A 24,003-nucleotide genomic window follows, 5' to 3' on the forward strand; every position below is an offset into this window, starting at 1 on the left:
GCACACTTCTTGTATGACACCAAAGGCCCAACTACCTTCGATGGGGCGCACCTTGGACATGGGATGTCCGGACGTCCAGATGTCCGGCCGACGAGAGGCAGGCCGCACGTGCCGTCATGTCTTCGCGCCCGACTCAGATCCGTACTCGCCACGGCCGCCGTCATGACGGCCGCCCTCCTCGCGCCCCTGCTGCCGGCCCAATCGGCCCACGCCCAGCCGACCCGATCGACCCCGCAGAACCAGAACAGCCAGAACAGCCAGAAGAACCAGCAGACTCAAGGAGGTCGACAGTCCCGACAGGCGGGCGGGACACCCGAGTTCGAGCAGCAGGTGCTGTTCCGGGCGTCCCAGGACCCGGGGTACGCCTGCTTCCGCATCCCCGCGGTCGTCAAAACGAAGGACGGGACGCTGCTGGCCTTCGCCGAGGGCCGGGTACTCAACTGCGGGGACGCCGCCGACATCGACATCGTGGTCAAACGGTCCACCGACGACGGCCGCACCTGGAGCCCGCTGCGGGTGGTCAACGAGGGCGCGGGCGACACCCACGGCAACCCGGCACCGATCGTGGACCGGAGAACCGGCCGTGTCTGGCTCGCCGAGACGTACAACACGGGGCGTACGGACAGCGCCAGTTGCTCGGTCCCCTGCGACCGCACCCCGCATCTTCAGTACAGCGACGACGACGGCCTGACCTGGTCCGCGCCGCGCGATCTGAGCCCCGAGATCCTGCCCGCCGACTGGAACTCCTGGTACGCGACGGGTCCGGTGCACGGAATTCAGCTGACCAGAGGGCGGTACGCGGGCCGGCTGGTGTTCGGGGTCAACGCCGAGACATGGAACGGCAGCCGGATCACCGCCAACCACGCGGCGCTCATCGTCAGCGACGACCACGGCGGCCACTGGCGGATCGGCGCCACCGACACCTGGCCCATCGCGGACGACGGCACCTTCCGGCAGAAGCCGTCCGAACTGACCCTTGCCGAGCTCGGGGACGGTTCGATCCTGGTCAGCGGCCGGGAGACGGACGGCACCGATCTCGGCCAGCGCACCCAGACCACCAGCCGCGACGGCGGCAGCAGCTTCACCGCACCCTTCCGCGCCCTGCCCGACCTGTACACCCCGCAGGTGCAGGGGTCGATACTGCGCCTGGGCGACCGCGTCCTGCTGGCCTGCCCCGCCGACCCGGACCGGCGCCGCACCATGATGATCCGCTCCTCGTACGACGGCGGCCGCACCTGGGACAGCGTGGACCGGGGCACGGTCGTCACCACCGACTGGTCGGGCTACTCCGACCTGGTGCGGACAGCTGATGACACCGTGGGCCTGCTGTACGAGGGCGGGGCGGTGGATGCACGGGACGAGATCCGCTTCGCCCGGTTCACCGAGGACTGGCTCACCCCGCGCCGGGGCCCCGACCCCGTCACCCCGGACCTGGCCCCGGGCGCCCACCCGGCCGCGGTGCTCGGCGGCGCGCGGCGGACGGACGGCGTCTTCGGGGGCGCGCTCGCCCTGGACGGCACGGACGACGCCGTACGGCTGCCGTACCGCGCGAGTCTTCCCCTGGGCGCGAAGGACTTCACCGCGTCGCTGTGGTTCAGATACACGGCGACGACCGGGGAGCAGCCGCTGCTGTGGATGGGCGGGATCGGGACCAGCGAGCCGCAGGTGTGGCTGCGCGGGGAGCCCGCGAACAACCGGATACAGGGGCTGATCACCGCCCGGGACGGCGCCGCGGCACCGCGCACGGTCTCCGTGCGCACGGACAGCGCGTACAACGACGGGCAGTGGCATCACGCGGTGCTGCGCCGGGGCGGCGGGACGCTGTCGCTGTTCGTGGACGGGACGCGGGCTTCGGTGGCCGATGTGCCGGGTTCGGTGAGCCGTGGCTCGGCCTTCGGTGTGCACATAGGCCAGCGGATGGACAGCCGGGCCTTCTTCACCGGTGCGATCGACGAGGTGCATGTGTGGGACCGGGCCCTGACCGATCAGGAGCTGGCGGACCCGAAGGCGCTGCGGTCACCGAAGGGCACGGTTGTGTGGCTGCCCCTGGACCGGGTGAGCGGCTGACCCCTCGGCGCCGGGGCCCGTCTCGGTCCCGGCGGCGCCACCGTTCCCGGAACCGGCGCGGCCACCGTCACCGGGCCCGGCGGCACCGGCGTCCTCGGCCCCGGCGCCCCGGTCGGCGTCCCCGGTCTCGACGCCCGGGTCATGGGCGCGGCGCTTGGCGATGACCGCGCACACCATCAGCTGCATCTGGTGGAAGAGCATCAGCGGGAGCACGGCCAGGGAGGCGTGGGCGCCGAACAGGACGCTGGCCATGGGGAGCCCGGCGGCGAGGGACTTCTTGGAGCCGGCGAACTGGATGGCGATCCGGTCCCCCCGGCCGAAGCCCAGCGCCCGGCCGCCGTACCAGGTCCCCACCAGCATCACGGCGAGCACCGCGGCCTCGACCAGGAGGAGGGCGCCGAGCCGGGCGGGGCTGACCTGGTGCCAGATGCCCTGGATCATGCCCTCGCTGAAGGCGGTATAGACGACGAGCAGGATGGAGCCGCGGTCGACCAGTCCGAGGACCTTCTTGTGCCGGGTGATGAAGGGGCCGATCCAGCGCCGCAGCAGCTGCCCGGCGAGGAACGGCACCAGCAGTTGCAGCACGATCTTGACGAGGGAGTCGGCGGAGAACCCGCCGCCGCTGTTGCCGAGCAGTACGGCGGCCAGCAGGGGGGTGATGACGATGCCGACCAGGGAGGAGAAGGAGCCGGCGCAGATGGCGGCGGGCACGTTTCCGCGTGCGATGGAGGTGAAGGCGATGGAGGACTGGATCGTGGACGGCACCAGGGTCAAAAAGAGCAGGCCCTGGTAGAGGGGCTGGGTGAGGAGGACCGGCACGGTGGCGCGGGCGGCCAGGCCGAGCGCGGGGAAGACGAGGAAGGTACAGGCCAGCACGGTGACATGGAGCCGCCAGTGGCGCAGTCCGTCGAGTGCCTCGCGGGTGGAGAGGCGGGCGCCGTAGAGGAAGAAGAGGAAGGCGATCGCGGCGGTCGAGGCGCCCGAGGCCACGGTGGCGCCGGTGCCATGGGCCGGGAACAGGGCGGCGAGGCCTACCGTGCCGAGGAGCAGCACGATGTACGGGTCGATCGGCATCCAGCTCGGCCAGCGCAGGCGGGTCACGGTGCTCCGATGGTGTGCGAGGACATGGGGGTGTGCGACGGCATTCCGGTCGGGCCCGTGGGACCGGACCCTTCCTCATGATCCCTTGCCCCGCCTTGATCGGGAATCCCGTACACCACTCTCACTGTCATCGTGATGCGCGATAACGACGTACGCTGGGGCCGTGTACGACCCGACGCAGCTGCGGACCTTCCTCGCGGTCGCCCAGACGCTGAGCTTCACCCAGGCCGCCGGGCGCCTGGGCCTGCGCCAGTCCACGGTGAGCCAGCATGTGCGCAGGCTGGAGGACGCGGCGGGGCGTCCGCTGTTCGTCCGGGACACGCACTCCGTGGAGCTGACCGAGGACGGCGAGGCGATGCTGGGCTTCGCACGCCGGATCCTTCAGGTGCACGAGCAGGCGACGGCGTTCTTCACCGGGACCCGGGTGCGCGGGCGGCTGCGGTTCGGCGCCTCCGAGGACTTCGTGCTGACGCGGCTGCCGGAGATCCTGGCGGGCTTCCGTCACGACCATCCCGAGGTCGATCTGGAGCTGACGGTCGAGCTGTCCGGGATCCTGCACGAACGGCTGGCCGCCGGGAAGCTCGATCTGGTGCTGGCCAAGCGGCGTCCGGAGGATTCGCGCGGGGCGCTGGTGTGGCGCGACGACCTGGTGTGGATCGGCGCCGAGCGGCTGCGGCTGGACGCCGAGCGGCCGGTCCCGCTGATCGTGTATCCGCCGCCCGGCATCACCCGGGCGCGGGCCCTGGAGGCGCTGGAGCGGCAGGGCCGCGCGTGGCGGATCGTCTGCACCAGCGGCAGCCTCAACGGGCTGATCGCGGCGGCCCGCGCGGGGCTCGGGGTGATGGCGCACTCGCGCCGGCTGATCCCGCCGGGCCTGTTCCGGCTGCCGGAGCGCGCGGGGCTGCCGGAGCTCGGCAAGGTGGACTTCGTGCTGGCGCACGGCCCTCACCGGCCCGGGACGCAGGAGGCGGCGGACGCCCTCGCGGCGGCGGTCCTGGCGGGCGGGGAGCGGCTGCGGGGCCATCGCGGCTGACGACCGACGGCTGACGGCGGTGTGGCGCTCTTCACAGGGGGGCGGGCGGCGGGCCGGATGCCGGTGGCCGCACGGTTGCGGTGGGGCGGGGCGGTCGCCGGGCCGCGCACGGCGTGGTCATGGCCGTAATCGCCCTGTACAGAGGGGTAATCGGCGCGTACAGATTCGGTGGAGATTACGCCGCCGAAACTTACTGACCCGTCAGTATTGTGTCCGTCCCTTCCCCATGTGCGGGCATTTTCCGGACAACCGTCGGGCAGAAGGCGAGGTTTGCTCTGTTTCCGCCCCCCTCCCCTCCGGTCAGGGTGTGAGGTAGCTTTCACGGCGCTGTGCCGCACATCACCGGCGCGTTCAGGCAGCGAGGATCGGGGAGCGAGGATTGCGCGAGTTCACCAACCCGCCTCTCACGTCGGCACCGCCGGTGGGTGGTCTGGCCGATGTCGTCTTCGAGCATGCCCAGACGGATCCGGGGCATGTGGCCCTCGGCCGCAAGGACGCTGCCGGGCAGTGGCGCGATGTGACCTCCGCCGAGTTCCGTGACGAGGTCCTCGCCCTGGCCAAGGGCCTGCTGGCGAGCGGGATCCGGTTCGGCGACCGGGTCGCGATCATGTCCCGCACCCGCTACGAGTGGACACTCTTCGACTTCGCCCTGTGGACCATCGGCGCCCAGGTGGTGCCGGTCTATCCCACGTCCTCGGCCGAGCAGTGCTTCTGGATGCTGTACGACGCCGAGGTCACCGCGGCGGTCGTGGAGCACGAGGACCACGCGATGACCATCGCCACGGTGATCGGCCGGCTGCCGCGGCTGCGTCAGCTGTGGCAGCTGGACGCGGGCTGTGTACAGGAGCTGTACGACGCCGGCGCGCATCTGGACGACGAGGTGGTGCACCGGCACCGGCAGGCGGTCACCCCGGACTCGGTGGCCACCGTCATCTACACCTCGGGCACCACGGGCCGCCCCAAGGGCTGTGTGCTCTCGCACGGGAACTTCATGTTCGAGGCGGACAGCGTGGTGGGCCGCTGGGAGCCGGTGTTCCACTCCAAGCGCGGCGACGAGGCGTCCACCCTGCTGTTCCTGCCGCTCGCCCATGTCTTCGGGCGCATGGTGGAGGTGGCCACGATCCGGGGCCGGGTGCGGCTCGGCCATCAGCCGCAGCTGAACGCGGCCGCCCTGCTGCCCGACCTCCAGGCGTTCCGGCCGACGTTCGTCCTGGCGGTGCCGTACATCTTCGAGAAGGTGTTCAACGCCTCCCGGCGCAAGGCGGAGAAGGAGGGGAAGGCGGGGCCGTTCGAGAAGGCGGTCGATGTCGCGGTGCGGTACGCGGAGGCGATCGAGGCGAAGGCCTGGGGGCTCGGGCCGGGTCCGACGGCGGGGCTGCGGATGCAGCACCAGTTGTTCGACAAGCTGGTGTACGCGAAGGTCAGGGCCGCGATGGGCGGCCGGATCCGCAATGCCATGTCCGGCGGCTCCGGCATGGACCGCAGACTGGGGCTGTTCTTCGCGGGCGCGGGCGTGCAGATCTACGAGGGCTACGGACTGACCGAGTCCACGGCCGCGGCGACCGCGAACCCGCCCGAGCACACCCGCTACGGCACGGTCGGCCGGGCGATCCCGGGCACGACCGTGCACATCGCCGACGACGGCGAGGTCTGGCTGCACGGCGGCAATGTCTTCCAGGGCTATCTGAACAATCCCAAGGCGACCGACGGATCGCTGCACGACGGCTGGCTGGCCACCGGTGACCTGGGCTCCCTCGACGAGGACGGTTATCTGACGATCACCGGCCGCAAGAAGGAGATCCTCGTGACCTCCGGCGGCAAGAGCGTCTCGCCCGGGGTGCTGGAGGAGCGGGTCCGCGATCACCCGCTGGTCAGCCAGTGCATCGTGGTCGGCAATGACCGCCCCTATATCGCGGCCCTGGTCACCCTCGATCACGAGGCCGTCGAACACTGGCTCCAGATGCGCGGCAAACCGGCGATGGCGCCCGCGCAGCTGGTGCGGGACCCGGATCTGGAGACCGAGGTGCGACGCGCGGTGGTCGCCGCGAACACACTGGTCTCACAGGCCGAGTCGATCCGCACCTTCCGGATACTGGCGCAGCCGTTCACCGAGGAACACGGCCTGCTGACGCCGTCGTTGAAGCTGAAACGGAAGGCGATCGAGAAGGCGTACGAGCGCGAGGTCGAGGCCCTGTACAAGTCCTGAGGGGTACAAATCCTGAGGGGCCGGGACGGGTCCGGATCTTCCAGGCGCGTCAGGAATGTATCGCGGTGTGTGATCGTTGACGATAGAGAACCACGTCGTCGACCAGCGAAGGATCACGAGCTCGTGAGCAGCAAGGTCCCCCCGATCATCCTCAACAACGGCGTCGAGATGCCCCAGGTGGGCTTCGGCGTGTGGCAGGTGCCGGACGACGAGGCCGAGCGGGCCGTCGGCACGGCGCTTGAGGCCGGGTACCGCAGCATCGACACGGCCGCGGCGTACGGCAACGAAGAGGGCACCGGCCGGGCCATCGCGGCCTCCGGTCTGCCCCGCGAGGAAATCTTCGTCACCACCAAGCTCTGGAACAGCGACCAGGGGTACGACGCGACCCTGCGTGCCTTCGACACGTCGCTCGGCAAGCTGGGGCTCGACCATCTCGATCTGTACCTGATCCACTGGCCGCTGCCGGCCCGGGACCTGTACGTCGACACGTACAAGGCGCTGGAGAAGCTGTACGCCGACGGCCGGGTCCGTGCCATCGGTGTGTCCAACTTCCTTCCCGAGCACCTGCGGCGGCTCGCCGAGGAGACGTCCGTCATCCCCGCGGTGAACCAGATCGAGCTGCATCCGCATCTTCAGCAGCACGCGGCCCGGGAGTACCACGCGGAGCAGGGCATCCGGACGGAGGCCTGGTCGCCGCTCGGGCAGGGCAAGGGGCTGCTGGAGGTGCCGGCGATCGTGGCGATCGCGCAGAAGCACAACCGCACTCCGGCGCAGGTGGTGCTGCGGTGGCATGTCCAGCAGGGCACCATCGTGATCCCGAAGTCGGTGACGCCGTCCCGGATCAAGGAGAACATCGAGGTGTTCGACTTCAGCCTGGACGCGGAGGATCTGGCGGCGATCGGCGCGCTGAACGAGGACCGGCGGATCGGACCGGACCCGGCCACGTTCGACATGGGCTGACGATTTCTTTCCGGCCGTGTGTACAGGGTTTCCTTTTCCTCGTACACACGGCCGGAAATCTGAAGGGGCGCGGGGAACCCCGCGACCAGCGACCAGCGACCAGCCACACTGGACGCCGCGAACCGCGACGGCGCCCGCGGACCCTCCCGCTCTCACAGCGTATGCGCGTCCGCGTGCACCACCTCGAACTCCTCCAGCGCCACCACCGTCGCCCGCGCCTTCGCCGTGCCGGAGCGGCGGACGGCGCAGAGGGCGGCGCGGGAGGACGCGAGGGCGTGCCGGTCGGTGAAGACCGTGCCCGCGATGCCCCGCCCCCGGTCGTGGTCCAGCAGCAGCGCCGTGCGGGCGAGTCCCGGCACCGCCTCAAGCCGCGGCAGCGCGGTCGCGTGGAAGGTGTCGGCGAGCAGGTCCGCGTCCCGGGGGTCGAACTCCAGCCGGGCGACGCGCAGTCCGCCGCCGACTACGGGCCGGGGCAGGGCATGGAAGACCGCGACGCGATAGTGCTCGACGGCCACCGAGGCGGCGAACGGTTCCAGCAGCGCGGGGCGCCGCTCCCGCATCACCTCGTCGCTGTTGACCTGCGCCTCCTCGGACTCCCACCAGCTGACCGTGAGCAGTTTGCCCAGCTCGCGGTCGACGAAGACGCCCGCGCCCCGATAGCCGGGCCGCTCCTCCAGCAGATCGTGGCCCTGGCCGTTCAGGGCGCGCAGGGCCGAGTCCAGCCGGGCCGGGTCCCCGGTCGCGTACACCGTGCGTACGAACATGACGCCTCGCCTCCCGGGCGCGAAGGACACGGATCCCTCCGGTGCCTCCAGTCTCGCCATGACCACAAACCCCCGCAATACGCACGGGGTTCGCACGAGTTCGCAACCGCAGGGTTGACGCGCACATGGCGCCTGCGCCACGGTGGAGCCGCCCGGTAAGGAAAGTTTCCTAACAGAAGGGTCCCCCACAGTGCGTCTTCGATCACTGACCCTCGCCGCGGCCTCCGGGGCCGCCCTGCTCGCCGCCGGCCTGATGCCCGCGCACGCGCTCGCGAACCCCGCGCCGACAGCCGCGCCCAAGGCCGCCCAGGAGGGCTCGGTCAGCGCGGCCGACCTGCTCGCCAAGGTGAAGTCCTGTGCGCAGATCTCCAACGGCAAGTACAAGACCGACGACGAGACCTCGGCCACGGTCCCCGTCTGCGGCAAGAACGGCGCGGTGTTCTGGAAGGCCGACATGGACATCGACTGCGACGGCCAGCGCACCACCAACTGCAACGAGGACCGCGACCCCTGGTACCAGGACGACACCGCCTTCCACCAGTCCGACGGCAAGCCCCTGAAGTCCGAGTCGCTGCCCTATGTCGTGGTGCCCAGCTCCAGCAGCATCTGGAAGTACTCCGACTACGGGATCAAGGGCGGTGGCGTGGTCGCCGTCATCTACGACAACAAGGTGGAGTACGCCGTCGTCGGCGACACCGGCCCCACGAAGATCATCGGGGAGGCGTCGTACGCCACCGCCAAGGCGCTCGGGATCGATCCCGACCCGGCGACCGGCGGCGCGGACTCGGGCGTGACCTACATCCTGTTCAAGGACTCCAAGGCCTCTCCCATCGAGAGCCACAGCGCCGCCGTGTCCCTCGGCGACCAGCTGGCCAAGCAGTTCATAGCCAACAACTAGCGCCGCTGGTACGTCAGTTGGGCTGACCCAGCGGGCGTACCACCACGGTGTTGACATCGACCCCGGCCGGCTGCCGGATCGCCCACACCACGGAGTCGGCGATCTGGTCGGCGGTCAGCAGGTGCCCCGGGGGCAGGCTGCCACAGCCGTCCCAGAACGGGGTCTCCACCCGGCCGGGGGCGATCAGCGTCACCCCTACGCCGAACTCGGTGACCTGCCGCCGGGTGTTCTCGGCGAGCCCGGTGACCGCCCACTTGGTCGCGCCGTAGAGGTTGCCCGGCGTGTTCACGAACCCGGCGACGCTGCCGACGAGCACGATCCGGCCGCGTGTCTCCTTGAGCGCGTCGACCGAGGCGCGGATCAGCAGGGCCGGGCCGAGGACGTTGGTGAGGACCATCTCGGACCAGCCGGCCGGGTCGCCCTCGGCCACGGAGTCATGGGTGGCGATCCCGGCGTTGGCGACCACGGTGTCCAGCCGGCCGTACGCCGTGCGGGTGCGGTCGACCGCGTGCCGGATGTCGTCGTACGACGCCGCGTCGCCGACGACCGTGGTCAGCGCCTCGGGGTCGCCCAGGCCCTCGGCGAAGTCCCGCAGCCGCCGCTCCGTGCGGCCGGTGACGGTGACCCGGTGTCCCGCGGCCAGCAGTCGCCGGGCGACGGCGGCCCCGATGCCGCTGCCGCCGCCGGTGATGAGCGCGACCGGAGTGTCGTTCATGGTTTCCCCCTGGATATCCGAATGCCGTTGGACAGAAGGGGAGTTCACCACTTGAAGCGCTCTCGAAGTCAAGTGCCGTCGGACCCCGGGCGCGGTCAGGACGGGCGTACGGCCGTGTGCACGGTGTACGCGGACAGCACGAAGACGTCCGGCCGCCGGTGGACGCTCGCGGGATCGGCGGGGTCCAGGAGCCGGTCGAGGGTGTCCCGGTCCTCGGCGGCCAGGGCGTCGCCGAAGCCCTCGCGCAGCCGGCCGAGGGTGGCGGCGACGTAGGCACGGGTCCGGTCGCCGGCCGGGGCGGGCAGGTCGAGCAGGAAGCTGCGGGTGCCGGTGTACCGCAGGCCCGCGGCGGTCAGCAGGGCCGGCCAGTCCTCGGTCTCGGCGACGGAGCCGGGCAGTTCGGTGCGCATCCGGGTGAACCAGTCCTCCTCCAGCGCGTCCAGCCGTGCCTGGAGTCCCGGGCGGCCGATGCCGAGGTCGCGGGGCAGGAAGCGGGAGGGCAGGCCGCCTTCGAGGAGGGCCAGGGTGCCGCCGGGGGCGAGCCGCTGTCCGAACGCGGTGAGCGCGGCCCGCTGGTCGCCGAGGTGGTGCAGGCTGCGGCTGGCCCACAGCAGATCGGCCGGCTTCGGCAACTGGTCCAGTACGCCCGGGAGTTCACCGGCGAGGGTGTCGAAGCGGTCGGCGAGGCCCAGCCGGTCGGCGCGGGCGCGGGCCCGGTCGAGGAGTGGTGCGGTGCCGTCCACGGCGACGACCCGGGCGCCGGGGAACGCCTCGGCGAACAGACAGGACAGGACCCCCGGTCCGCTGCCCGCGTCCGCGATCAGCCCCGGCTCGGCGATCTCGTCCGCGAGCCAGGACAGGGCCTGCCGGTACAGGGGGGCGAACAGTTCGGCCTGGGCCTCCAGCAGGGGGGCCATCTCGTTCCAGTCGAGGTCCGTGCCGTGACCGTGACCGTGGCCATGGCCGTGCCCCTGCCCATGGCCGTGCTTGGGCCCGTGGTCCTCTTCGTGTCCCTGGCCGTGGGTGTGATCGCCGTCGTGGTCGTGCGCCATGGTGGTCAGCCTCTCTTCCGGATGCCGTCAGGGTGCGACGGCACACCGGGCGAGGGCCAGTTCCGTTGCCGACCCGGCAAATCCGGGGCGGGGCGGCCGCCGGAAAACCGGATGCCCGGCCGCCCCGCCTCGTCCACCATGGCCCGTATGGGCAACGACATGGTGGAGCGCTTCCTCGCCGACGGGTTCGTGAAGATCGAGGGCGCGGTCGCGCCCCGGGTCGCCGAGGACTGCGCGCGGCTGCTGTGGCGGGAGACGGGGTACGACCCGGAGGACCCCGGCACCTGGAAGGAACCGGTGGTACGGATCGGCGGCCTGGCGCAGGGACCTTTCGCTGCCGCCGTCAACTCCCCCGCCCTGCACGCGGCGTTCGACCTGCTGGTGGGTGAACGGCGTTGGCTGCCGCGGTACTCGCTCGGCACGTTCCCGCTGCGCTTCCCGCACCCCGAGGACCCGGGCGACGACGGCTGGCACATCGAAGGCAGCTATCTGCCCGAGGGCGCCACCTGGTTCCACACCAATCTGCGGTCCCGGGACCGGGCGTTGCTGATGCTGTTCCTGTTCAGCGAGGTGACCGAGGAGGACGCCCCGACGCGGATCCGGGTCGGCTCGCATCTGGATGTGCCGCCGGTCCTCGAACCGTACGGCGAGGCGGGTGTCTCCGGCCTTGAGATCGCGCCGGAGCTGGTCGCGGCGAGCCAACACCGGCCGCTCGCCCTGGCCACCGGGCGCCCCGGCGATGTCTATCTGTGCCATCCCTTCCTGGTGCACGCGGCGCAGCCGCACCGCGGCACCCGGCCGCGGTTCATGGCGCAGCCGCCGCTGGAGCCCGCGGTGCCGTACGAGCTGGAGCGGCCGGACGGGGCGTACTCGCCGGTGGAGACGGCGATCCGCCGGGGGCTCGGGCGATAACCAGCGGGGCCGGCCACCCGCGCCCCCGTCCCGCCCCCGTCGGCCTCTGACGCCCGTCAGTGTTTGCGGAAGGCGCGCAAGGTGAACGTCGGGTCACCGCGCGGGCGGTCCTGGTCCGGGAGGGCGGCGAGGCGGGCGGCGTACGTCTCCCGGCGGGGATCGCCGGGCGGCAGCATGCTGAACCAGCCCCGGTGCAGGTCGGCGATGGTGCTGCGGGGGCTGCGGCCCTGGCCGACGCCAGGGAAGGCGGACCGCCCCGCGAGAGCGAGCCCGTGCCGGGCGGCCCGCGCGGTGACGAGGTCGGCGGCGTCCGCGGCGGGGCGGATCGGGCGGTCGGCGAGGACGGCCTCGATGTCGCTGCCCACGTCGTGCGCGGCGGCCTTGTCGACCGTCGTGACGTACACCCCGCCGGGCCGCAGGACGCGGGCGCACTCGGCGAGGACGGCGTCCAGGTCGTCGGGGCCGGTCAGCAGATGCAGCAGCCAGATGCTGGTGACGGCGTCGAAGGTGGCGCCGGGGAAGGGCAGTCGGCGGCTGTCGGCCCGGACGATCGCGCCGGGCAGTCGGGCGGCGGCCCGGTGGATCATGCCGGCGGCGAGGTCCGCGCCGGTCACCCGGGTCGCGGGGCGGGCCGCGGCGAGCCTGCGGGTGACGATGCCGGTGCCGCAGGCGAGGTCGAGGAGGCGGCACGGGCGGTCGGGTATCAGGTCGAGGACGGCGTCCGCGGCGGCTTCGGCGCGCTGCTCACCGCCGCGTGAGGCGTCGTAGAGGCGGGCTTCCTTGTCGTAATCCAGCACGACGCTCAGTGTGCGCCGTGGCCCGGGGCGATGTCTTCCACCCTGAGGGCGAGGGTGAAGTCCTTCTCGGTGAGGGTGCCGCCGGCGCTGTGGGTGGTGAGGGTGAGGTCGACGGAGTGGTAGCCGAGGGTGCAGTCGGAGTGGTGGTCCAGCTCGTCCTGGATGCGGGCGATGTGCATGACCAGGGCGGCCGCGGCGAAGTGCGAGGGGAGCCGGTAGGTGCGGGTGAGCCGGTCGCCGTCCGCGGACCAGCCGGGGAGTTCGGCGAGCCGGTCCTCGATCTCCTTCTGCGACAGCGGTGCGACGGCCATGGCGCGGCTCCCTTCGGGTCGGTGGCGGATCTCCTCCCAGCCTGCCACGCGCCGGGCCGGGCGGGCGGGCGACGCGTCCACGGGGCCGGTACCGGCCGGCGCCCCCTCGATTCCGGCCGGACCCCGCGACGCTCGGCGAGATCCGGAGGAAAGGCCCTGGCGCGTCCGCGGGCGCGAGGTCGTTGGGGTGCGCACTTCTCGTTTAGGGTCGGGGCATGACCATGGTCGCCACCGAAGCTTCCGTGTCCACCGCCGCCCCCGACAGCAAGGGGGTGGGTCCGCTGCTCCGTGCCTGGCGGGAGCGGCGCCGCATCTCCCAGCTGGAGCTGGCCCTGCGGGCCGACTCCTCCGCCCGGCACATCAGTTTCGTGGAGACCGGCAGGTCCCGCCCGAGCGAGGAGATGGTGCTGCGGCTCGCCGAGCATCTGGACGTGCCCGTGCGGGAGCGCAACGCGCTGCTGCTGGCGGCCGGTTACGCCCCGCGCTATCCGGAGACCCCGCTGGACGATCCCGCGCTCGACGCCCTGCGCGACGGGATGGAGCGGCTCATCCAGGGCTATGAGCCGTATCCCGCGCTGGTGGTGGACGCCGGGTACACGGTCGTGGCCGCCAACCGGGGCATCACCATGCTGCTGGACGGCATCCCGGAGAAGCTGCTGCAACCGCCGAACGCCATGCGGCTGACCCTGCACCCCGAGGGTCTCGCGCCGCGGATCCGCAATCTGAGGGAGTGGCGCGGGCACCTGGTCGCGCAGATGGAGCGGCAGCTCGCGCTGCATCGTTCCGACCAACTGCGCGCCCTGTACGAGGAGGTGACGGCGTATCCGGTGCCGGAGGACGCGCCGGGTGAGGAGCCGGAGGAGCCGGTGCCGTACTTCGCGCTGCCGATGCGGGTCGAACACGAGGGCCGGATCCTGTCGTTCGTGTCGTCCATCTCCACGTTCAACACGCCGATGGACGTCACCGTCGCCGAACTCGCCATCGAGACGTTCCTGCCGGCGGACCCGGCGACCGCCAAGTACCTCCAGACACTCGCGGGTTGACGAACCTGTGATCCTTTAGTGCGCTCGATCCGCTGTGCGAGAAGGCGTCGCGTGACAGACTGCTGCGCGCCAAGGCGGCACGGCAGGGGAGGGCGTGGCGTGAGTGAGCGGCGGGCCGCACCCACCGTGGGCCAGGTGGTGCTCGGCAAGCGGTTGCAGGAGCTGCGGGAGACGGCGGGGCTCAGCCGGGAGGAGGCCGCCGGGGTACTGCGGGTCGCGGCGGCGACGGTACGGCGCATGGAGACGGCCGAAGTCGCGCTGAAAATACCGTACTTGCAAGTGCTCCTCGACACCTACGGGGTGGCGCGGGAAGAGGCGGCCGCGTTCGTGCGGCTGGCGGAGGAGGCCAACCAGCCGGGCTGGTGGCAGCGGTTCCATGATGTGCTGCCCGACTGGTTCAGTCTCTATGTCAGCCTGGAGGGCGCCGCCCGGATCATCCGCTCCTACGAGCCGCACTTCGTGCCGGGACTGCTCCAGACCGAGGCGTACGCGCGGGCGGTGATGGAGGCGGGGACGATCGGGCAGAGCGAGCCGGAGTCGGTGGAGCGGCATGTGTCGCTGCGGATGGAACGGCAGCGGCTGCTGGAGCGCGCGGATCCCCCGCACCTGTGGGTGATCATGGACGAGACGGTGCTGCGGCGCCCGGTGAGCGCGTCCGCCGATGTCATGCGCGACCAGCTGGACCGGCTGATCGAGTGCGCCGAGCAGGACCGGATCACGCTCCAGATCGCGGAGTTCGCGGCGGGCCCGCACCCGGGGACGTACGCGCCGTTCACGCTGTTCCGGTTCGCCGAGCCGGAGTTGCCCGACATGGTGTTCACCGAGTATCTGACCGGCGCCCTGTATCTGGACGCGCGGCGGGAGGTCGCCGCGCATCTGGAGGTGCTGGACCATATGACGGCGCGGGCCGCCTCGGCGCGGCGCACCCGTCAGATCCTGCGGGAGTACCGGGCGCGGTGCTGAGGCGTACGGTGCCGCGGCTCGTCGTCCCCGGCACCCCGCGTACGAAGCCGGTCGGATCAGTCCGTGACGGGCAGGCACTCGGCGAGCAGGGCGACGATGTCACGCCAGGCCCGCCGCGCCTGCCGCGGGTGGTGGCCGACGCCGGGAGGGGCGGCGTGGTCGACCGGTGGGTGGTGGAAGGCGTGCAGGGCGCCTCCGTAGACCACCAGGCGCCAGTCGACGCCCGCGGACTGCATCTCCGCGGTGAACGCCGCCCATTGCGCGGGCGGCATGATCGGGTCTTCCGACCCGACCCCGGCCCATACCGGGCAGCGAATGCGTGCCGCCTCGCCCGGTCGGCCCGTGATCGGTGCGTTGACCGTCCCGATCGCGCGCAGGTCGACGCCGTCGCGACCGAGTTCCAGCGCGACCGCGCCCCCGGTGCCGTAGCCGATGGCGGCGGTCCGGTCGGGGTCGGCCCGTGGTTCGGCGCGCAGCACGTCGAGCGCGGCGTGACCGATTCCTCGCATCCGGTCGGGATCGGCGAGCAGCGGCGTGCAACGGGCCAGCATCTCCTGCGGATCATCCAGATAGCGTCCGCCGTGGAGGTCGAAGGCCAGCGCCACGTACCCCAGCTCGGCCAGAGCCTCGGCCCGCCGGCGCTCGACCTCGCTGAGCCCCATCCCCTCGGGTCCGATCAGGACCGCGGGTCGGCGCTCGGCACCGGCCGGGAGCGCGAGGTGTCCGACCATCGTCAGGTCGTCGGCCGGGTATGCGACCGTGCGGGTGGTGATCGTCGTCATGCGGCTGGACGGTAATGACCGTCGTGCCCGCTCGGGGTGGTGTTCACCGATGGCAGACAGCGGTTCGTCCCGGCCGCATCACCCGGGCGCGTCCACGGCCGAGTGGTGCCGCGCCCCGATGGGGAGCGCGGCACCTGTGCGCCGCTCGACGGCGCCCCGGCTCAGGCCAGTTCGGCGGTCAGCGTGATGGTCGTACCGGTGAGTGCCTGGCTGACCGGGCAGTTCTTCTTGGCGTCCTCGGCGGCCGACTGGAAGCCCTGCTCGTCCAGGCCGGGCACCTCGCCGCGCACGGTGAGGTGGATGCCGGTGATGCCCTCGCCGGGCTGGAAGGTGACGTCGGCCTTGGTCTCCAGCCGGGTGGGCGGGGTGCCGGCGCCGTGCAGGCCGTGGGCGAGGGCCATGGAGAAGCAGCTGGAGTGGGCGGCCGCGATCAGCTCCTCGGGGCTGGTCTTGCCGTTCGGCTGCTCGGCGCGCGACGGCCAGGACACCGGCTGCTCGCCGATGCCGGAGGAGTCGAAGCTGACGACGCCCTTGCCCTCAAGAAGGTTGCCTTCCCATTCGGTGTGCGCGGTGCGCGTGGTGGCCACGATGGTTCCTTTCGCGAGGGGATGCGGTCCCGTTGCCGGGTGTCCGGGATCCCTATCCGATCACATCCGGGCGGCGCGGGAGGGCGTTCCGCGGTGCCCGTGGGACGCGTCGTCAGGCCGCCCGCTCGTCCTCCGCGGCGGCGGCCGCGCCGAGCGGGACCTCGGGTCCGGACAGCTCGCCGAGCCAGCGGCGCAGCACCCGGTGCACCTGCTCGGCCCCGGTCAGCCGCTCCCCCGCCGCGACCGGCTCGGACAGCTCCAGCGGCGACATCAGGAACGGACGGGACTGGGCGCCGCCGAGCCCGCCGTGGGAGCCGATCTGCTCCTCGAAGGCGAGCACCTCGCCGTCGGCGGGGTCGTACGCGGAGTTCACCATGATGTCGGCGGTGTGCGGGAAGGAGTGGGTACGGCGCACCGCCTCCACGGCGCCGGGCCCGAAGCGGGCCAGCGGGCCGGGCTCGCGGTCGAGGTCCGCCAGCGGGATCTCGGTGCCGCCGGGGCCGAGCAGCACGCCGTCGTGCGCCGCGCTCGCCACCAGCAGGAAGCCGATGCCGGGGTGGTTGGCGAGGGTAGTGAGCAGGGCGGGGTGGCGGGCGTCGATCTCCTCCTTGGTCATGCGGTGGGGCACGTCCGGGAAGGAGACGAGGCCCAGATTGCCGGAGGCCAGCACGATCGGCTCGCGGCGGCGGGCGGGGCGGTGCTGCTCGCCCTCCTCCACCGGCCGGCGCAGGGCGGCACGGACGGCGGCCCGCGCCTCGGTGCCGCTGTGCGTGCTCCCCCATGGCTCGACGCGTGGGGGGACCCCCACGGCACGGCGCGGCACATGCAGTCCGCAGCCGGCCCGTACGAGGTCGGCGAGGGTGAGTCCGTAGCGGGCGTGGAAGGTCTCGCCGGGGCTCTGCCCGTGGTCGGAGAGGACGACGAGGCGGTACGGGCGCGGGGCGTGGTCGGCGACCCGGGCGAGCAGGGCGATGCTCCGGTCGAGGCGGGTGAGCACCTTCTCGGCGTCGCGGCTGCAGGGCCCGGAGTGGTGGGCCACCTCGTCGTAGGCGACCAGGTCGGCGTAGACGGCGGTGCGTCCGGCGAGCATGTCGCCCATCACCGCGGCGACCACGACGTCCCGTTCCACGACGGTGGCGAAGGCGCGGACCAGCGGGTAGAGGCCGCCGCGGGAGACGCGGGGGCGCTGGCGGCAGAACCGGGCGCGGGTGGACTCGCCGATCTCGCGGGCCACCTCGGCGATGAAGGACAGGGCGGTGCGCACGGCGTTGGCCGGGTCGGAGAAGTAGGCGAAGTAACCGGCGCGGGAACGATTCTCCCGGCTTCGGCGGCGGGCCGCTATGGACAGCACGAGGGCCTGTTCCCCGGCGCCGCCGCTGAAGAGGTTGCCGCGGCTGGCGCCGTCCGCGGTGAGCAGTCCGCCGTCGCCGGTGTGCGCGACGGCGCGGCGCTGGAGTTCGGCGGCGCTGGTCGGCCGGTTGCAGACCATCACCTCGCCGCGGTCCTTCTCGTACCAGCGGAAGGCGGGGACGTCGTAGGTGCTGCCGTGCAGGATGCCGAGCTGGCTGGCGCCGGTCTGGCTGGACCAGTCGGTGTGCCAGGGGGTGAGGCGGTGGGTGGGGGCCGGTGTGCTCCCGTCCGCCGCCAGCAGCCGGGCGAGGGTCGGCATCAGCCCTCGGTCCACGGCCGCCCTCAGCACGTCGTGGCCGACGCCGTCGAGCTGGAGGAGGACCAGGCCGGGGGCGGTGGCGCAGGGCGGGTCGGTTCTTCGGCGGCGGGCGGCCAGGCGATGCAGCCGGCGCCGGTACGCCTCGTCGTCGCGCACGGCGAGCGCGCCGCCCGTGGCGGAGGCGACGGCCGACATGACCGCGGCCACGATGACGGCGGTCTCCGGCGCGACCGCGCCCCGGCCGGTGGGGTTCAGGCGCAGCGCGACCAGCAGCAGCGAGCCGTTGAGGAAGAAGACCAGCAGGCCGAGGACGAGGGCGGGGACGAGCAGCAGCAGCCGCACGAGCAGCGGCCACACCACGGCGGACAGGATGCCGAACGCGCCCGCGCCGAGGGCGGCGGTGAGGGCGATCCGGGTGGCGCTGTCGCCGTCGGCGGACTGGAGCCGGAAGTCGGGCAGGAGCAGCGCGAGGGCCAGCATGGTGAGCGTGGAGACGGCCCATACGGCGACGCTGCGCCCGGTCTGACGGGCGATCCGCCGCCATCCGATCCGACCGGCGATCCGCCGCCACCCTACGCCCCGCACGCCCGCGCTTCCTCCGCTTCGACCCTCCCCCGCCCCGCGGCGAGGTCACCGTCCCGGTGCGCTGGGGCGACCGGGCCGCCCTCCACCTTGTCATACCGACCGGAAACCACCCGAAGGAGTGACGGGCGGCTCACCGTCCGTGGTAGCGGCGGGGTCGCCGTCCGTCGTGTCCGCGGGATCACCGCCCGTCGTACCCGGCGGTCGGCATGGACAGCCGGCGGTGCACCCGGGCCTTCATCTGCGCGTCGTACGACGGTTCCGCCCGGCCCACCGTGACCACACGCACCCCGCGCCGCGCGCACTCCGCGGTGAACTCCTCGACGGACGACAGGGCCCGGCGCAGCACCCGCAGGCTGGGTACGACGAACAGGTCCACGCCGGGGCGTACGCCGTCCCACAGGGCGCGATGATCGAAGCGGAGCCCGCCGACGAGCAGCTCCCGGGCGACGACATAGCCGTGTTCGTCGGCCCAGCGGGCGCACATGGCGTGCTGGGTGCGGCTGTCGACGAGAAAGGGCTCGGCGTCGAGTTCTTCGAGGGGGGTCAGACTGGCGATGGCGATGACCCGTGCCGGTGTGCGCGCGCCGGAGGCGCCCCGTGATTGTCCCATGGCGTCCCCCTCACCTCCGGTTTTCGCCGCCGACCCTACTCCTGCCCGTAGGCTTCGGACAGGCGCGTGAAGGAGGCGAAGAAGGTGCCGGTGGAGATCACCTGGTGGGGTCATGCCACCTGCACGATCGAAGATTCGAACATACGAGTGCTCACCGATCCCCTGTTCGCCAGTCGGCTGGCGCATCTGCGGCGCCGGCGGGGCCCGCTCCCCTCCGACGAGGCCCGGCGCGCCGATGTGGTGCTCGTCTCCCACCTGCACGCCGACCATTTGCATCTGCCGTCACTGGGGGCGCTCGCCCCGGGCACACGCCTGCTTGTGCCCCGGGGCGCACTCCAGGTGGTGCCGGGCGTGCGCCGGCTGCGACACCTCCGCGTCACCGAGGTCGTCCCGGGGGACGAGATACGCGTCGGCGAGCTGCTGGTGCGGGTGGTGCCCGCACGGCACGACGGACGGCGGCTGCCGGTGGGCCCGCACCGCTCGCCCGCGCTGGGCTTCGTCGTCGAGGGGGAGGCGCGGACCTACTTCGCCGGGGACACCGGGCTGTTCGACGCGATGGCCGACTGGGTCGGGCCGGTGGAGGTGGCGCTGCTGCCGGTGGGCGGCTGGGGTCCGTTCCTCGGGGAGGGGCATCTGGACGCGGGCCGGGCGGCACAGGCCCTGGACCTGCTGGCACCGCAGGCGGCGATACCGGTGCACTACGGGACGTACTGGCCGATCGGCATGGACGCGGTGCGGCCGCACGAATTCCACGCCCCGGGCGATGAGTTCGTACGACTCGCCGCCCTGGCCGCCCCGAAGGTGGCGGTGCACAAACCGGCACACGGCGAGAGCGTCCGGCCGGCGGTCGCCCGGTGAGCCGGCTGGCGGCCGCGGCGGCGCTGGCCGCGGCGACGACGTCCGCCGTGCCACCGGAGTCGACGCAACAGGCGCTCGGTTACCCGTCGTTGTTCCTGCTGGTGCTGATCGGCGCGCTGGTGCCGGTGGTGCCGACCGGGGCGCTGGTGAGTTCGGCGGCGGTGGTGGCGTTCCATCAGACGGCGCCGTTCGCCCTGGCGTTGGTGTTCGTCACGGCGTCGCTCGCGGCGTTCCTCGGGGACGCGGCACTGTACTGGCTGGGACGGCGGGGGCTGCGGTCGCGGGGCGGTTCGCGGTGGCTTGAGGCGATACGGTCGCGGGCGCCGGAGGAGCGGCTGGAGCAGGCGCGGGGGAAGCTGGCCGACCATGGGGTCGCGGTGCTCGTCCTGTCCCGGCTGGTGCCGGCCGGTCGCATTCCGGTGATGCTGGCGTGTCTCATGGCGGAATGGCCGTTGCGGCGGTTCGCCCGGGGGAATGTGGCGGCGTGTCTGGCATGGGCGGCGACGTATCAGGTGATCGGGATCGTGGGGGGTTCGCTGTTTCCCGAGCCGTGGGAGGGGGTGGTGGTGGCGGTGGCGGTGACCGTCGCGATCACAGCGGTTCCGGGACTGGTACGGCGGTTCCGGTAGCTCCGTAGGAGATCAGCCGAGGGTTCTCGAAGAGCCGATCGGCATGTCCCACAGGTCTTCTCTGGGCAGGCCCGCCTTCTCCCAGGCCGTTCGCACCCGTGTGAGCGGCTCCAGGACCGGCTCCGCCGAGAGGATGAAGGTGGCCCAGTGCATGGGGGCCATGCGGCGGGCGCCCAGGTCGAGGGTGGCCCGGACGGCCTCCTCGGGGTCGCAGTGGACGTCGCTGAGCCACCAGCGGGGGTCGTAGGCGCCGATGGGCATCAGGGCCAGGTCGATGCCGGGGTAGCGGCGGCCGATGCGGGAGAACCAGTGGCCGTAGCCGGTGTCGCCGGCGAAGTAGAGGCGCGGGCCGCCGGGGGCGGTGAGGACCCAGCCGCCCCACAGACTGTGGCAGGTGTCGGTCAGGGTGCGCTTGGACCAGTGGTGCGCGGGCACGAAGTCGAAGCGGACGCCCGCCAGTTCGGCGCCCTCCCACCAGTCCAGCTCGGTGACGCGGGTGAACTCTCGGCGCCGGAACCAGCGGCCGAGCCCGGCCGGCGCGAACACCGGTGTGTCACGCGGGAGCCGGCGCAGGGTGGGGGCGTCCAGATGGTCGTAGTGGTTGTGGCTGATGACGACCGCGTCGATCCGGGGCAGCCGGTCCCAGGGCACCCCGACGGGGGTGATGCGGGCCGGGGTGCCGAGGATGCGGCGCGACCAGACCGGATCGGTGAGCACGGTCAGACCGCCCACCTGGACGATCCAGCTGGCGTGCCCCGCCCAGGTGACGGCGAGGGTGCCGGTGTCGGCGCGGGGCAGCGGGGCGGGCGCGTACGGCAGCCGGGAGATGTCGGCGAGGCCCCCCGCGTCGGGGCGCACGGCACCCTCGCGGGCGAAGCGGGCGAGGGCCTTGAGGCCGGGCAGCGGTGCGGTGAGCCGGTCGTGGAACGTGCGCGGCCACACCCGGCGTTCGCCCAGCGGACGGGGTTCGGCCAGCGGCGGGAAGGGGGGCGCGCCCGCGGTGGTCGCCGCGCCCGCGGTGGCGTCGGCCGCCGTCGCCGTACCGCTGTCGATGTCCGTAACGGCGCCGGTCGCCGTCGAAGTCGTGGCAGCCATGGGCGAGTTGTCGGTCGTCGGGGTCGATCCGGACTCTTGCGTCTGCTGCGTCATCGAGGAGGCTCCCATCGCTGGGCGTCGTCGCGGAGATCGTCGAGGACCGACCTCAAGGAGATCAACGAGCGTTGCACAAAGGGCAGTTCCCATGGCGTGGGTGAGGTGAGGGCTTCGGTGCGTTCCTCGTCCGTGCCGCCCAGCAGCGGCCCGGTGCCGAGCCGAACGCGCGGGGCCGCCAGATCGTCGCCGAAGCGGTGGCCGCCGGGCGCGGGCATGCCGGTCCCGGCGGTGAGGAAGTCCTCCAACTCCTGGGCGTCGTTCACGTTCCGGGCGGCGAGCGCCTCGCGGAACGGGCTCAGGTCGGCGTAGACATGACGCCCGGCCTGCGGGGGACGGGCGAGGGCACCGGCGGCGGTGACCTCGGCGTGCGCCGCGTCGGCCAGGCGGGCGTGCAGCCGTACGGCGGCCTCGCGGCGCTCGGTGACGGGCGGGGGCTCGTCCAGGGCGTAGCACGCGGCCGCGCCGACCGGGGTGGCCAGGCGGGCGCCGAGTCCGGTGAGGATGTCCAGGACCCGTGCGTGCAGACGCCGTCCGGTGCCGGAGGCGGGGAAGCGGGCGACGGCGGCGGGCCAGCCGGGCGGCAGCAGGGCGCCGGCCAGGTCGGTGACGACGGTGACCCGGTCCGGCTGCATCTCGGCGGGGCTCAGCACGACGGTGTCGTGCGGCGCGTGCACGGTGTCGCGCCAGGTCTCGTCGCTGACCAGGTGCAGGCCCTCGGCGGTGGCGGCCTCCACGGTCTCGTGCAGCAGTTCGGGCGGGGCGACGGTGGCGGTGGGGTCGTCGGCGACGGACAGCACCAGCAGCCGGGGGTCGCCGCCCTCGGCGCGGACCCGGCGCACCGTCTCCAGCAGCGCGTAGGGGTCCGGGACACCGCCGCTCTCGGCGGGCGTCGGCACATGGAAGACGGGCCGCCCGAGGACCCGGGCGTAGGGGGCCCACCAGGCGGCGCAGGGACGGGGCACGAGCACGTCGGCGCCGTCCCCGGCGAGCGCGGCGGTGAGCGCGAGGAGCAGCGCGGGGGCCCCGGGCCCGGCGGCGACCTGGTCCGGGACGCAGGGCAGGGCGCGGCGGGTCCAGTAGCCGCAGGCGGACTCCAGCAGCGCGGGGGCGCCGCCGACGGGCTGGGCGTCGGCGCGGCCCGCCGCCGCGGCGACCACGGCGGTCAGTTCGGGGAGCACGGGCAGGCCGTCGCCGGGCAGGGGCGGGCCGTAGCGGACGGGGCCGTGGCCCTCGGGGTCCGTCCGCCGCATGTCCGCCTCCGCGCAGTCCGTGGTGCCGCCCGGCCCGGGGCCGTGTGGTCCTGTGTGCCGCCCTGGACCCGTCCCGCCCCGGGCCGGACGGTGCCGAAGGTGCGGCGGGCGACGGGTGGGTCCGTCGGGTCGGGGGTGTCCTCGGGATGCTGTGTACCCGCTGGGCGTAACTCCATGGCCGGGGCGGGAGTTGTGCGGGTCACACGTCCGCCGGGCGGTCACCTCCGCCGGTGCGGAAGCGGCCGTGGATCCGGTAGCCGGCGCCCGCGCAGGCGGCGGCGATCAGGGCCGCGCCGGCGGCCAGGGCGGGAACCGAGTCGTTGAAGGTGCCGCCCGCGCCGGCCGCCACGCCGTGCTGGGTGCCACCCCCGCCGCCCCCGCCGCCCCCGTCGGCGGCGCAGTCGTCGCCCTCGTCGTCGCCGCTGCCACTGCCGGGGCTCCAGCTCGTGTCGCCGTTGCGGTCGTCGCCGCCACCGTCGTCGTAGGAGTCCTCGGAGTAGCCGGAGGAGGAGCGGGGGTCGCGGCAGGCGTCGCCTCCGGAGTCCTCGCAGGCGCCGGAGCGTGCGCCGTCGCAGCCGCGGTCGTCGTCGGCGCAGGACTCGCCCTTGGCGCCGGTGCACTGCCGTGCGTCATCGGTACAGGTCTCCCCCGCCCGGCACCGGGTGCCTGTCCCGGTGCCGGTGCCGGTGCCGGTGCACGACTTGCCGGGGCCGCCGGTCGCCCGCGTGTCGGGGCCCCCGCTCGCCCGCGCCGTGGGTCCGGGCACCCGGCCCGCGGCGCCCCCCGGGTCCGGGTCCGGCGCGGGGGCCGGCGCCCGGGTGGTGCCCGGCAGCTGCGGCTCCGGGACGGTCGTGGGGGCGCAGCTCGCGGATCCCGCGCCGGGGGCGGCCGCCGCGGCGAGGGCGACGGGGCCGGTCAGGGCGAGCGCGGCGCCGGCGGCAAGGGCGACGGGCAGGGCGCGGACGGTGCGGCGCATGGAAGGGCTCCTCGGGAGCTGCGGCGGACTGCGGATGACGGGCGCCCGACGGCAGGTGGGGCTGACGGCGGGCGGCTGACGGC

The 24,003-nt window shown here is 73.0% G+C and carries 23 protein-coding genes; 10 read left to right on the forward strand and 13 right to left on the reverse strand.

The annotated features are described in order from the left end of the window. Window positions 1-162: 162 nt before the first annotated feature. The gene (locus AB0N90_RS25550) at window positions 163-2,067 is read left to right on the forward strand and encodes a sialidase family protein (RefSeq protein WP_365200324.1); all 1,905 of its coding nucleotides are present in this window, start codon (window positions 163-165) and stop codon (window positions 2,065-2,067) included. Here the strand turns inward: AB0N90_RS25550 and AB0N90_RS25555 are convergent. After that, window positions 2,017-3,168, reverse strand: a complete 1,152-nt coding sequence (locus tag AB0N90_RS25555; RefSeq protein WP_365200327.1) for a bile acid:sodium symporter family protein — start codon at window positions 3,166-3,168, stop codon at window positions 2,017-2,019. The two genes, AB0N90_RS25550 and AB0N90_RS25555, sit on opposite strands and share 51 nt — an antisense overlap. Before the next feature lie 163 nt (window positions 3,169-3,331). Between AB0N90_RS25555 and AB0N90_RS25560 the strand changes: the two genes are divergently transcribed. The 3 genes from AB0N90_RS25560 to AB0N90_RS25570 all read left to right on the forward strand — a co-directional run bounded on the left by AB0N90_RS25560 (window position 3,332) and on the right by AB0N90_RS25570 (window position 7,367). Next, window positions 3,332-4,201 (forward strand): LysR substrate-binding domain-containing protein, encoded by an 870-nt coding sequence (locus tag AB0N90_RS25560; protein WP_365200329.1) that lies wholly within the window; start codon window positions 3,332-3,334, stop codon window positions 4,199-4,201. Window positions 4,202-4,580: 379 nt separating this feature from the next. Beyond that, on the forward strand, window positions 4,581-6,407 hold the full coding sequence (locus tag AB0N90_RS25565) for an AMP-dependent synthetase/ligase (protein WP_365200332.1): 1,827 nt from the start codon (window positions 4,581-4,583) through the stop codon (window positions 6,405-6,407). A 123-nt stretch (window positions 6,408-6,530) separates the two neighbouring features. Continuing rightward, window positions 6,531-7,367, forward strand: coding sequence for an aldo/keto reductase (locus AB0N90_RS25570; protein ID WP_365200334.1), 837 nt, complete (start codon window positions 6,531-6,533; stop codon window positions 7,365-7,367). A 152-nt stretch (window positions 7,368-7,519) separates the two neighbouring features. Here the strand turns inward: AB0N90_RS25570 and AB0N90_RS25575 are convergent, their stop codons facing one another. Next, on the reverse strand, window positions 7,520-8,131 hold the full coding sequence (locus AB0N90_RS25575; RefSeq protein WP_365200337.1) for a hypothetical protein: 612 nt from the start codon (window positions 8,129-8,131) through the stop codon (window positions 7,520-7,522). A gap of 190 nt (window positions 8,132-8,321) precedes the next feature. Here AB0N90_RS25575 and AB0N90_RS25580 point away from each other — a divergent pair, with 190 nt between their 5' ends. Further along, window positions 8,322-9,029, forward strand: coding sequence for a glycoside hydrolase family 75 protein (locus AB0N90_RS25580; RefSeq protein ID WP_365200340.1), 708 nt, complete (start codon window positions 8,322-8,324; stop codon window positions 9,027-9,029). 13 nt (window positions 9,030-9,042) lie between these two features. Here AB0N90_RS25580 and AB0N90_RS25585 read toward each other — a convergent pair whose 3' ends face one another. After that, window positions 9,043-9,744: an SDR family NAD(P)-dependent oxidoreductase gene (locus AB0N90_RS25585; protein ID WP_365200343.1), complete on the reverse strand. Its 702-nt coding sequence runs from the start codon at window positions 9,742-9,744 to the stop codon at window positions 9,043-9,045. Between the two features lie 95 nt (window positions 9,745-9,839). Beyond that, window positions 9,840-10,796, reverse strand: a complete 957-nt coding sequence (locus AB0N90_RS25590) for a methyltransferase (RefSeq protein WP_365200345.1) — start codon at window positions 10,794-10,796, stop codon at window positions 9,840-9,842. A 147-nt stretch (window positions 10,797-10,943) separates the two neighbouring features. Between AB0N90_RS25590 and AB0N90_RS25595 the strand changes: the two genes are divergently transcribed. Beyond that, window positions 10,944-11,708, forward strand: a complete 765-nt coding sequence (locus AB0N90_RS25595; protein WP_365200348.1) for a phytanoyl-CoA dioxygenase family protein — start codon at window positions 10,944-10,946, stop codon at window positions 11,706-11,708. Window positions 11,709-11,764: 56 nt separating this feature from the next. Here AB0N90_RS25595 and AB0N90_RS25600 read toward each other — a convergent pair whose 3' ends face one another. After that, window positions 11,765-12,505: a class I SAM-dependent methyltransferase gene (locus AB0N90_RS25600; protein ID WP_365200351.1), complete on the reverse strand. Its 741-nt coding sequence runs from the start codon at window positions 12,503-12,505 to the stop codon at window positions 11,765-11,767. 5 nt (window positions 12,506-12,510) lie between these two features. Beyond that, window positions 12,511-12,816 carry a 4a-hydroxytetrahydrobiopterin dehydratase gene (locus AB0N90_RS25605; RefSeq protein WP_365200353.1) on the reverse strand — a complete coding sequence of 102 codons (306 nt, stop codon included), beginning with the start codon at window positions 12,814-12,816 and terminating at the stop codon, window positions 12,511-12,513. 215 nt (window positions 12,817-13,031) lie between these two features. On the opposite strand from AB0N90_RS25605, the gene AB0N90_RS25610 reads away from it, so the two are divergent. Further along, the gene (locus AB0N90_RS25610; RefSeq protein ID WP_365200356.1) at window positions 13,032-13,859 is read left to right on the forward strand and encodes a helix-turn-helix transcriptional regulator; all 828 of its coding nucleotides are present in this window, start codon (window positions 13,032-13,034) and stop codon (window positions 13,857-13,859) included. A 99-nt stretch (window positions 13,860-13,958) separates the two neighbouring features. After that, complete coding sequence (locus AB0N90_RS25615; protein WP_361675324.1) at window positions 13,959-14,822, forward strand: helix-turn-helix transcriptional regulator; 864 nt, start codon at window positions 13,959-13,961, stop codon at window positions 14,820-14,822. Window positions 14,823-14,878: 56 nt separating this feature from the next. On the opposite strand, the gene AB0N90_RS25620 is transcribed toward AB0N90_RS25615, so the two are convergent. The 4 genes from AB0N90_RS25620 to AB0N90_RS25635 form a co-directional block, all read right to left on the reverse strand. Next, window positions 14,879-15,604: a dienelactone hydrolase family protein gene (locus AB0N90_RS25620; RefSeq protein ID WP_365200358.1), complete on the reverse strand. Its 726-nt coding sequence runs from the start codon at window positions 15,602-15,604 to the stop codon at window positions 14,879-14,881. A 161-nt stretch (window positions 15,605-15,765) separates the two neighbouring features. Then, complete coding sequence (locus tag AB0N90_RS25625; RefSeq protein ID WP_365200360.1) at window positions 15,766-16,191, reverse strand: OsmC family protein; 426 nt, start codon at window positions 16,189-16,191, stop codon at window positions 15,766-15,768. A 112-nt stretch (window positions 16,192-16,303) separates the two neighbouring features. Then, window positions 16,304-18,445 carry an alkaline phosphatase family protein gene (locus AB0N90_RS25630; RefSeq protein WP_365200361.1) on the reverse strand — a complete coding sequence of 714 codons (2,142 nt, stop codon included), beginning with the start codon at window positions 18,443-18,445 and terminating at the stop codon, window positions 16,304-16,306. 178 nt (window positions 18,446-18,623) lie between these two features. Further along, window positions 18,624-19,055: a hypothetical protein gene (locus AB0N90_RS25635; RefSeq protein ID WP_361675312.1), complete on the reverse strand. Its 432-nt coding sequence runs from the start codon at window positions 19,053-19,055 to the stop codon at window positions 18,624-18,626. Window positions 19,056-19,139: 84 nt separating this feature from the next. Here AB0N90_RS25635 and AB0N90_RS25640 point away from each other — a divergent pair, with 84 nt between their 5' ends. Then, window positions 19,140-19,913: an MBL fold metallo-hydrolase gene (locus tag AB0N90_RS25640; RefSeq protein WP_365200466.1), complete on the forward strand. Its 774-nt coding sequence runs from the start codon at window positions 19,140-19,142 to the stop codon at window positions 19,911-19,913. After that, window positions 19,910-20,542, forward strand: a complete 633-nt coding sequence (locus AB0N90_RS25645; protein ID WP_365200364.1) for a VTT domain-containing protein — start codon at window positions 19,910-19,912, stop codon at window positions 20,540-20,542. The genes AB0N90_RS25640 and AB0N90_RS25645 overlap by 4 nt, the downstream gene beginning before the upstream one ends. Before the next feature lie 12 nt (window positions 20,543-20,554). Here AB0N90_RS25645 and AB0N90_RS25650 read toward each other — a convergent pair whose 3' ends face one another. The 3 genes from AB0N90_RS25650 to AB0N90_RS25660 all read right to left on the reverse strand — a co-directional run bounded on the left by AB0N90_RS25650 (window position 20,555) and on the right by AB0N90_RS25660 (window position 23,920). Further along, entirely contained in the window at window positions 20,555-21,691 is a 1,137-nt protein-coding gene (locus tag AB0N90_RS25650; protein ID WP_365200367.1) for an MBL fold metallo-hydrolase, read from the reverse strand. Then, a complete protein-coding gene (locus AB0N90_RS25655; protein WP_365200368.1) occupies window positions 21,688-22,944 on the reverse strand; it encodes an aminotransferase class I/II-fold pyridoxal phosphate-dependent enzyme in 1,257 nt (418 codons plus the stop codon). The genes AB0N90_RS25650 and AB0N90_RS25655 overlap by 4 nt, the downstream gene beginning before the upstream one ends. 199 nt (window positions 22,945-23,143) lie before the next feature. Further along, window positions 23,144-23,920, reverse strand: coding sequence for a hypothetical protein (locus AB0N90_RS25660; protein WP_365200371.1), 777 nt, complete (start codon window positions 23,918-23,920; stop codon window positions 23,144-23,146). Between the last annotated feature and the right edge of the window lie 83 nt (window positions 23,921-24,003).

It is taken from the genome of Streptomyces sp. NPDC093018 (assembly GCF_040684035.1).
Taxonomy (GTDB): domain Bacteria; phylum Actinomycetota; class Actinomycetes; order Streptomycetales; family Streptomycetaceae; genus Streptomyces; species Streptomyces murinus.

Bases quoted from the DNA above. Each gene is read 5' to 3' on its own strand.
- AB0N90_RS25620 (WP_365200358.1), bottom strand. From the start codon at position 15,604: ATGACGACGATCACCACCCGCACGGTCGCATACCCGGCCGACGACCTG.
- AB0N90_RS25595 (WP_365200348.1), top strand. From the start codon at position 10,944: ATGGGCAACGACATGGTGGAGCGCTTCCTCGCCGACGGGTTCGTGAAG.
- AB0N90_RS25575 (WP_365200337.1), bottom strand. From the start codon at position 8,131: ATGTTCGTACGCACGGTGTACGCGACCGGGGACCCGGCCCGGCTGGAC.
- AB0N90_RS25650 (WP_365200367.1), bottom strand. From the start codon at position 21,691: ATGACGCAGCAGACGCAAGAGTCCGGATCGACCCCGACGACCGACAAC.
- AB0N90_RS25590 (WP_365200345.1), bottom strand. From the start codon at position 10,796: ATGGCGCACGACCACGACGGCGATCACACCCACGGCCAGGGACACGAA.
- AB0N90_RS25610 (WP_365200356.1), top strand. From the start codon at position 13,032: ATGACCATGGTCGCCACCGAAGCTTCCGTGTCCACCGCCGCCCCCGAC.
- AB0N90_RS25585 (WP_365200343.1), bottom strand. From the start codon at position 9,744: ATGAACGACACTCCGGTCGCGCTCATCACCGGCGGCGGCAGCGGCATC.
- AB0N90_RS25550 (WP_365200324.1), top strand. From the start codon at position 163: ATGACGGCCGCCCTCCTCGCGCCCCTGCTGCCGGCCCAATCGGCCCAC.
- AB0N90_RS25660 (WP_365200371.1), bottom strand. From the start codon at position 23,920: ATGCGCCGCACCGTCCGCGCCCTGCCCGTCGCCCTTGCCGCCGGCGCC.
- AB0N90_RS25655 (WP_365200368.1), bottom strand. From the start codon at position 22,944: ATGCGGCGGACGGACCCCGAGGGCCACGGCCCCGTCCGCTACGGCCCG.
- AB0N90_RS25605 (WP_365200353.1), bottom strand. From the start codon at position 12,816: ATGGCCGTCGCACCGCTGTCGCAGAAGGAGATCGAGGACCGGCTCGCC.
- AB0N90_RS25635 (WP_361675312.1), bottom strand. From the start codon at position 19,055: ATGGGACAATCACGGGGCGCCTCCGGCGCGCGCACACCGGCACGGGTC.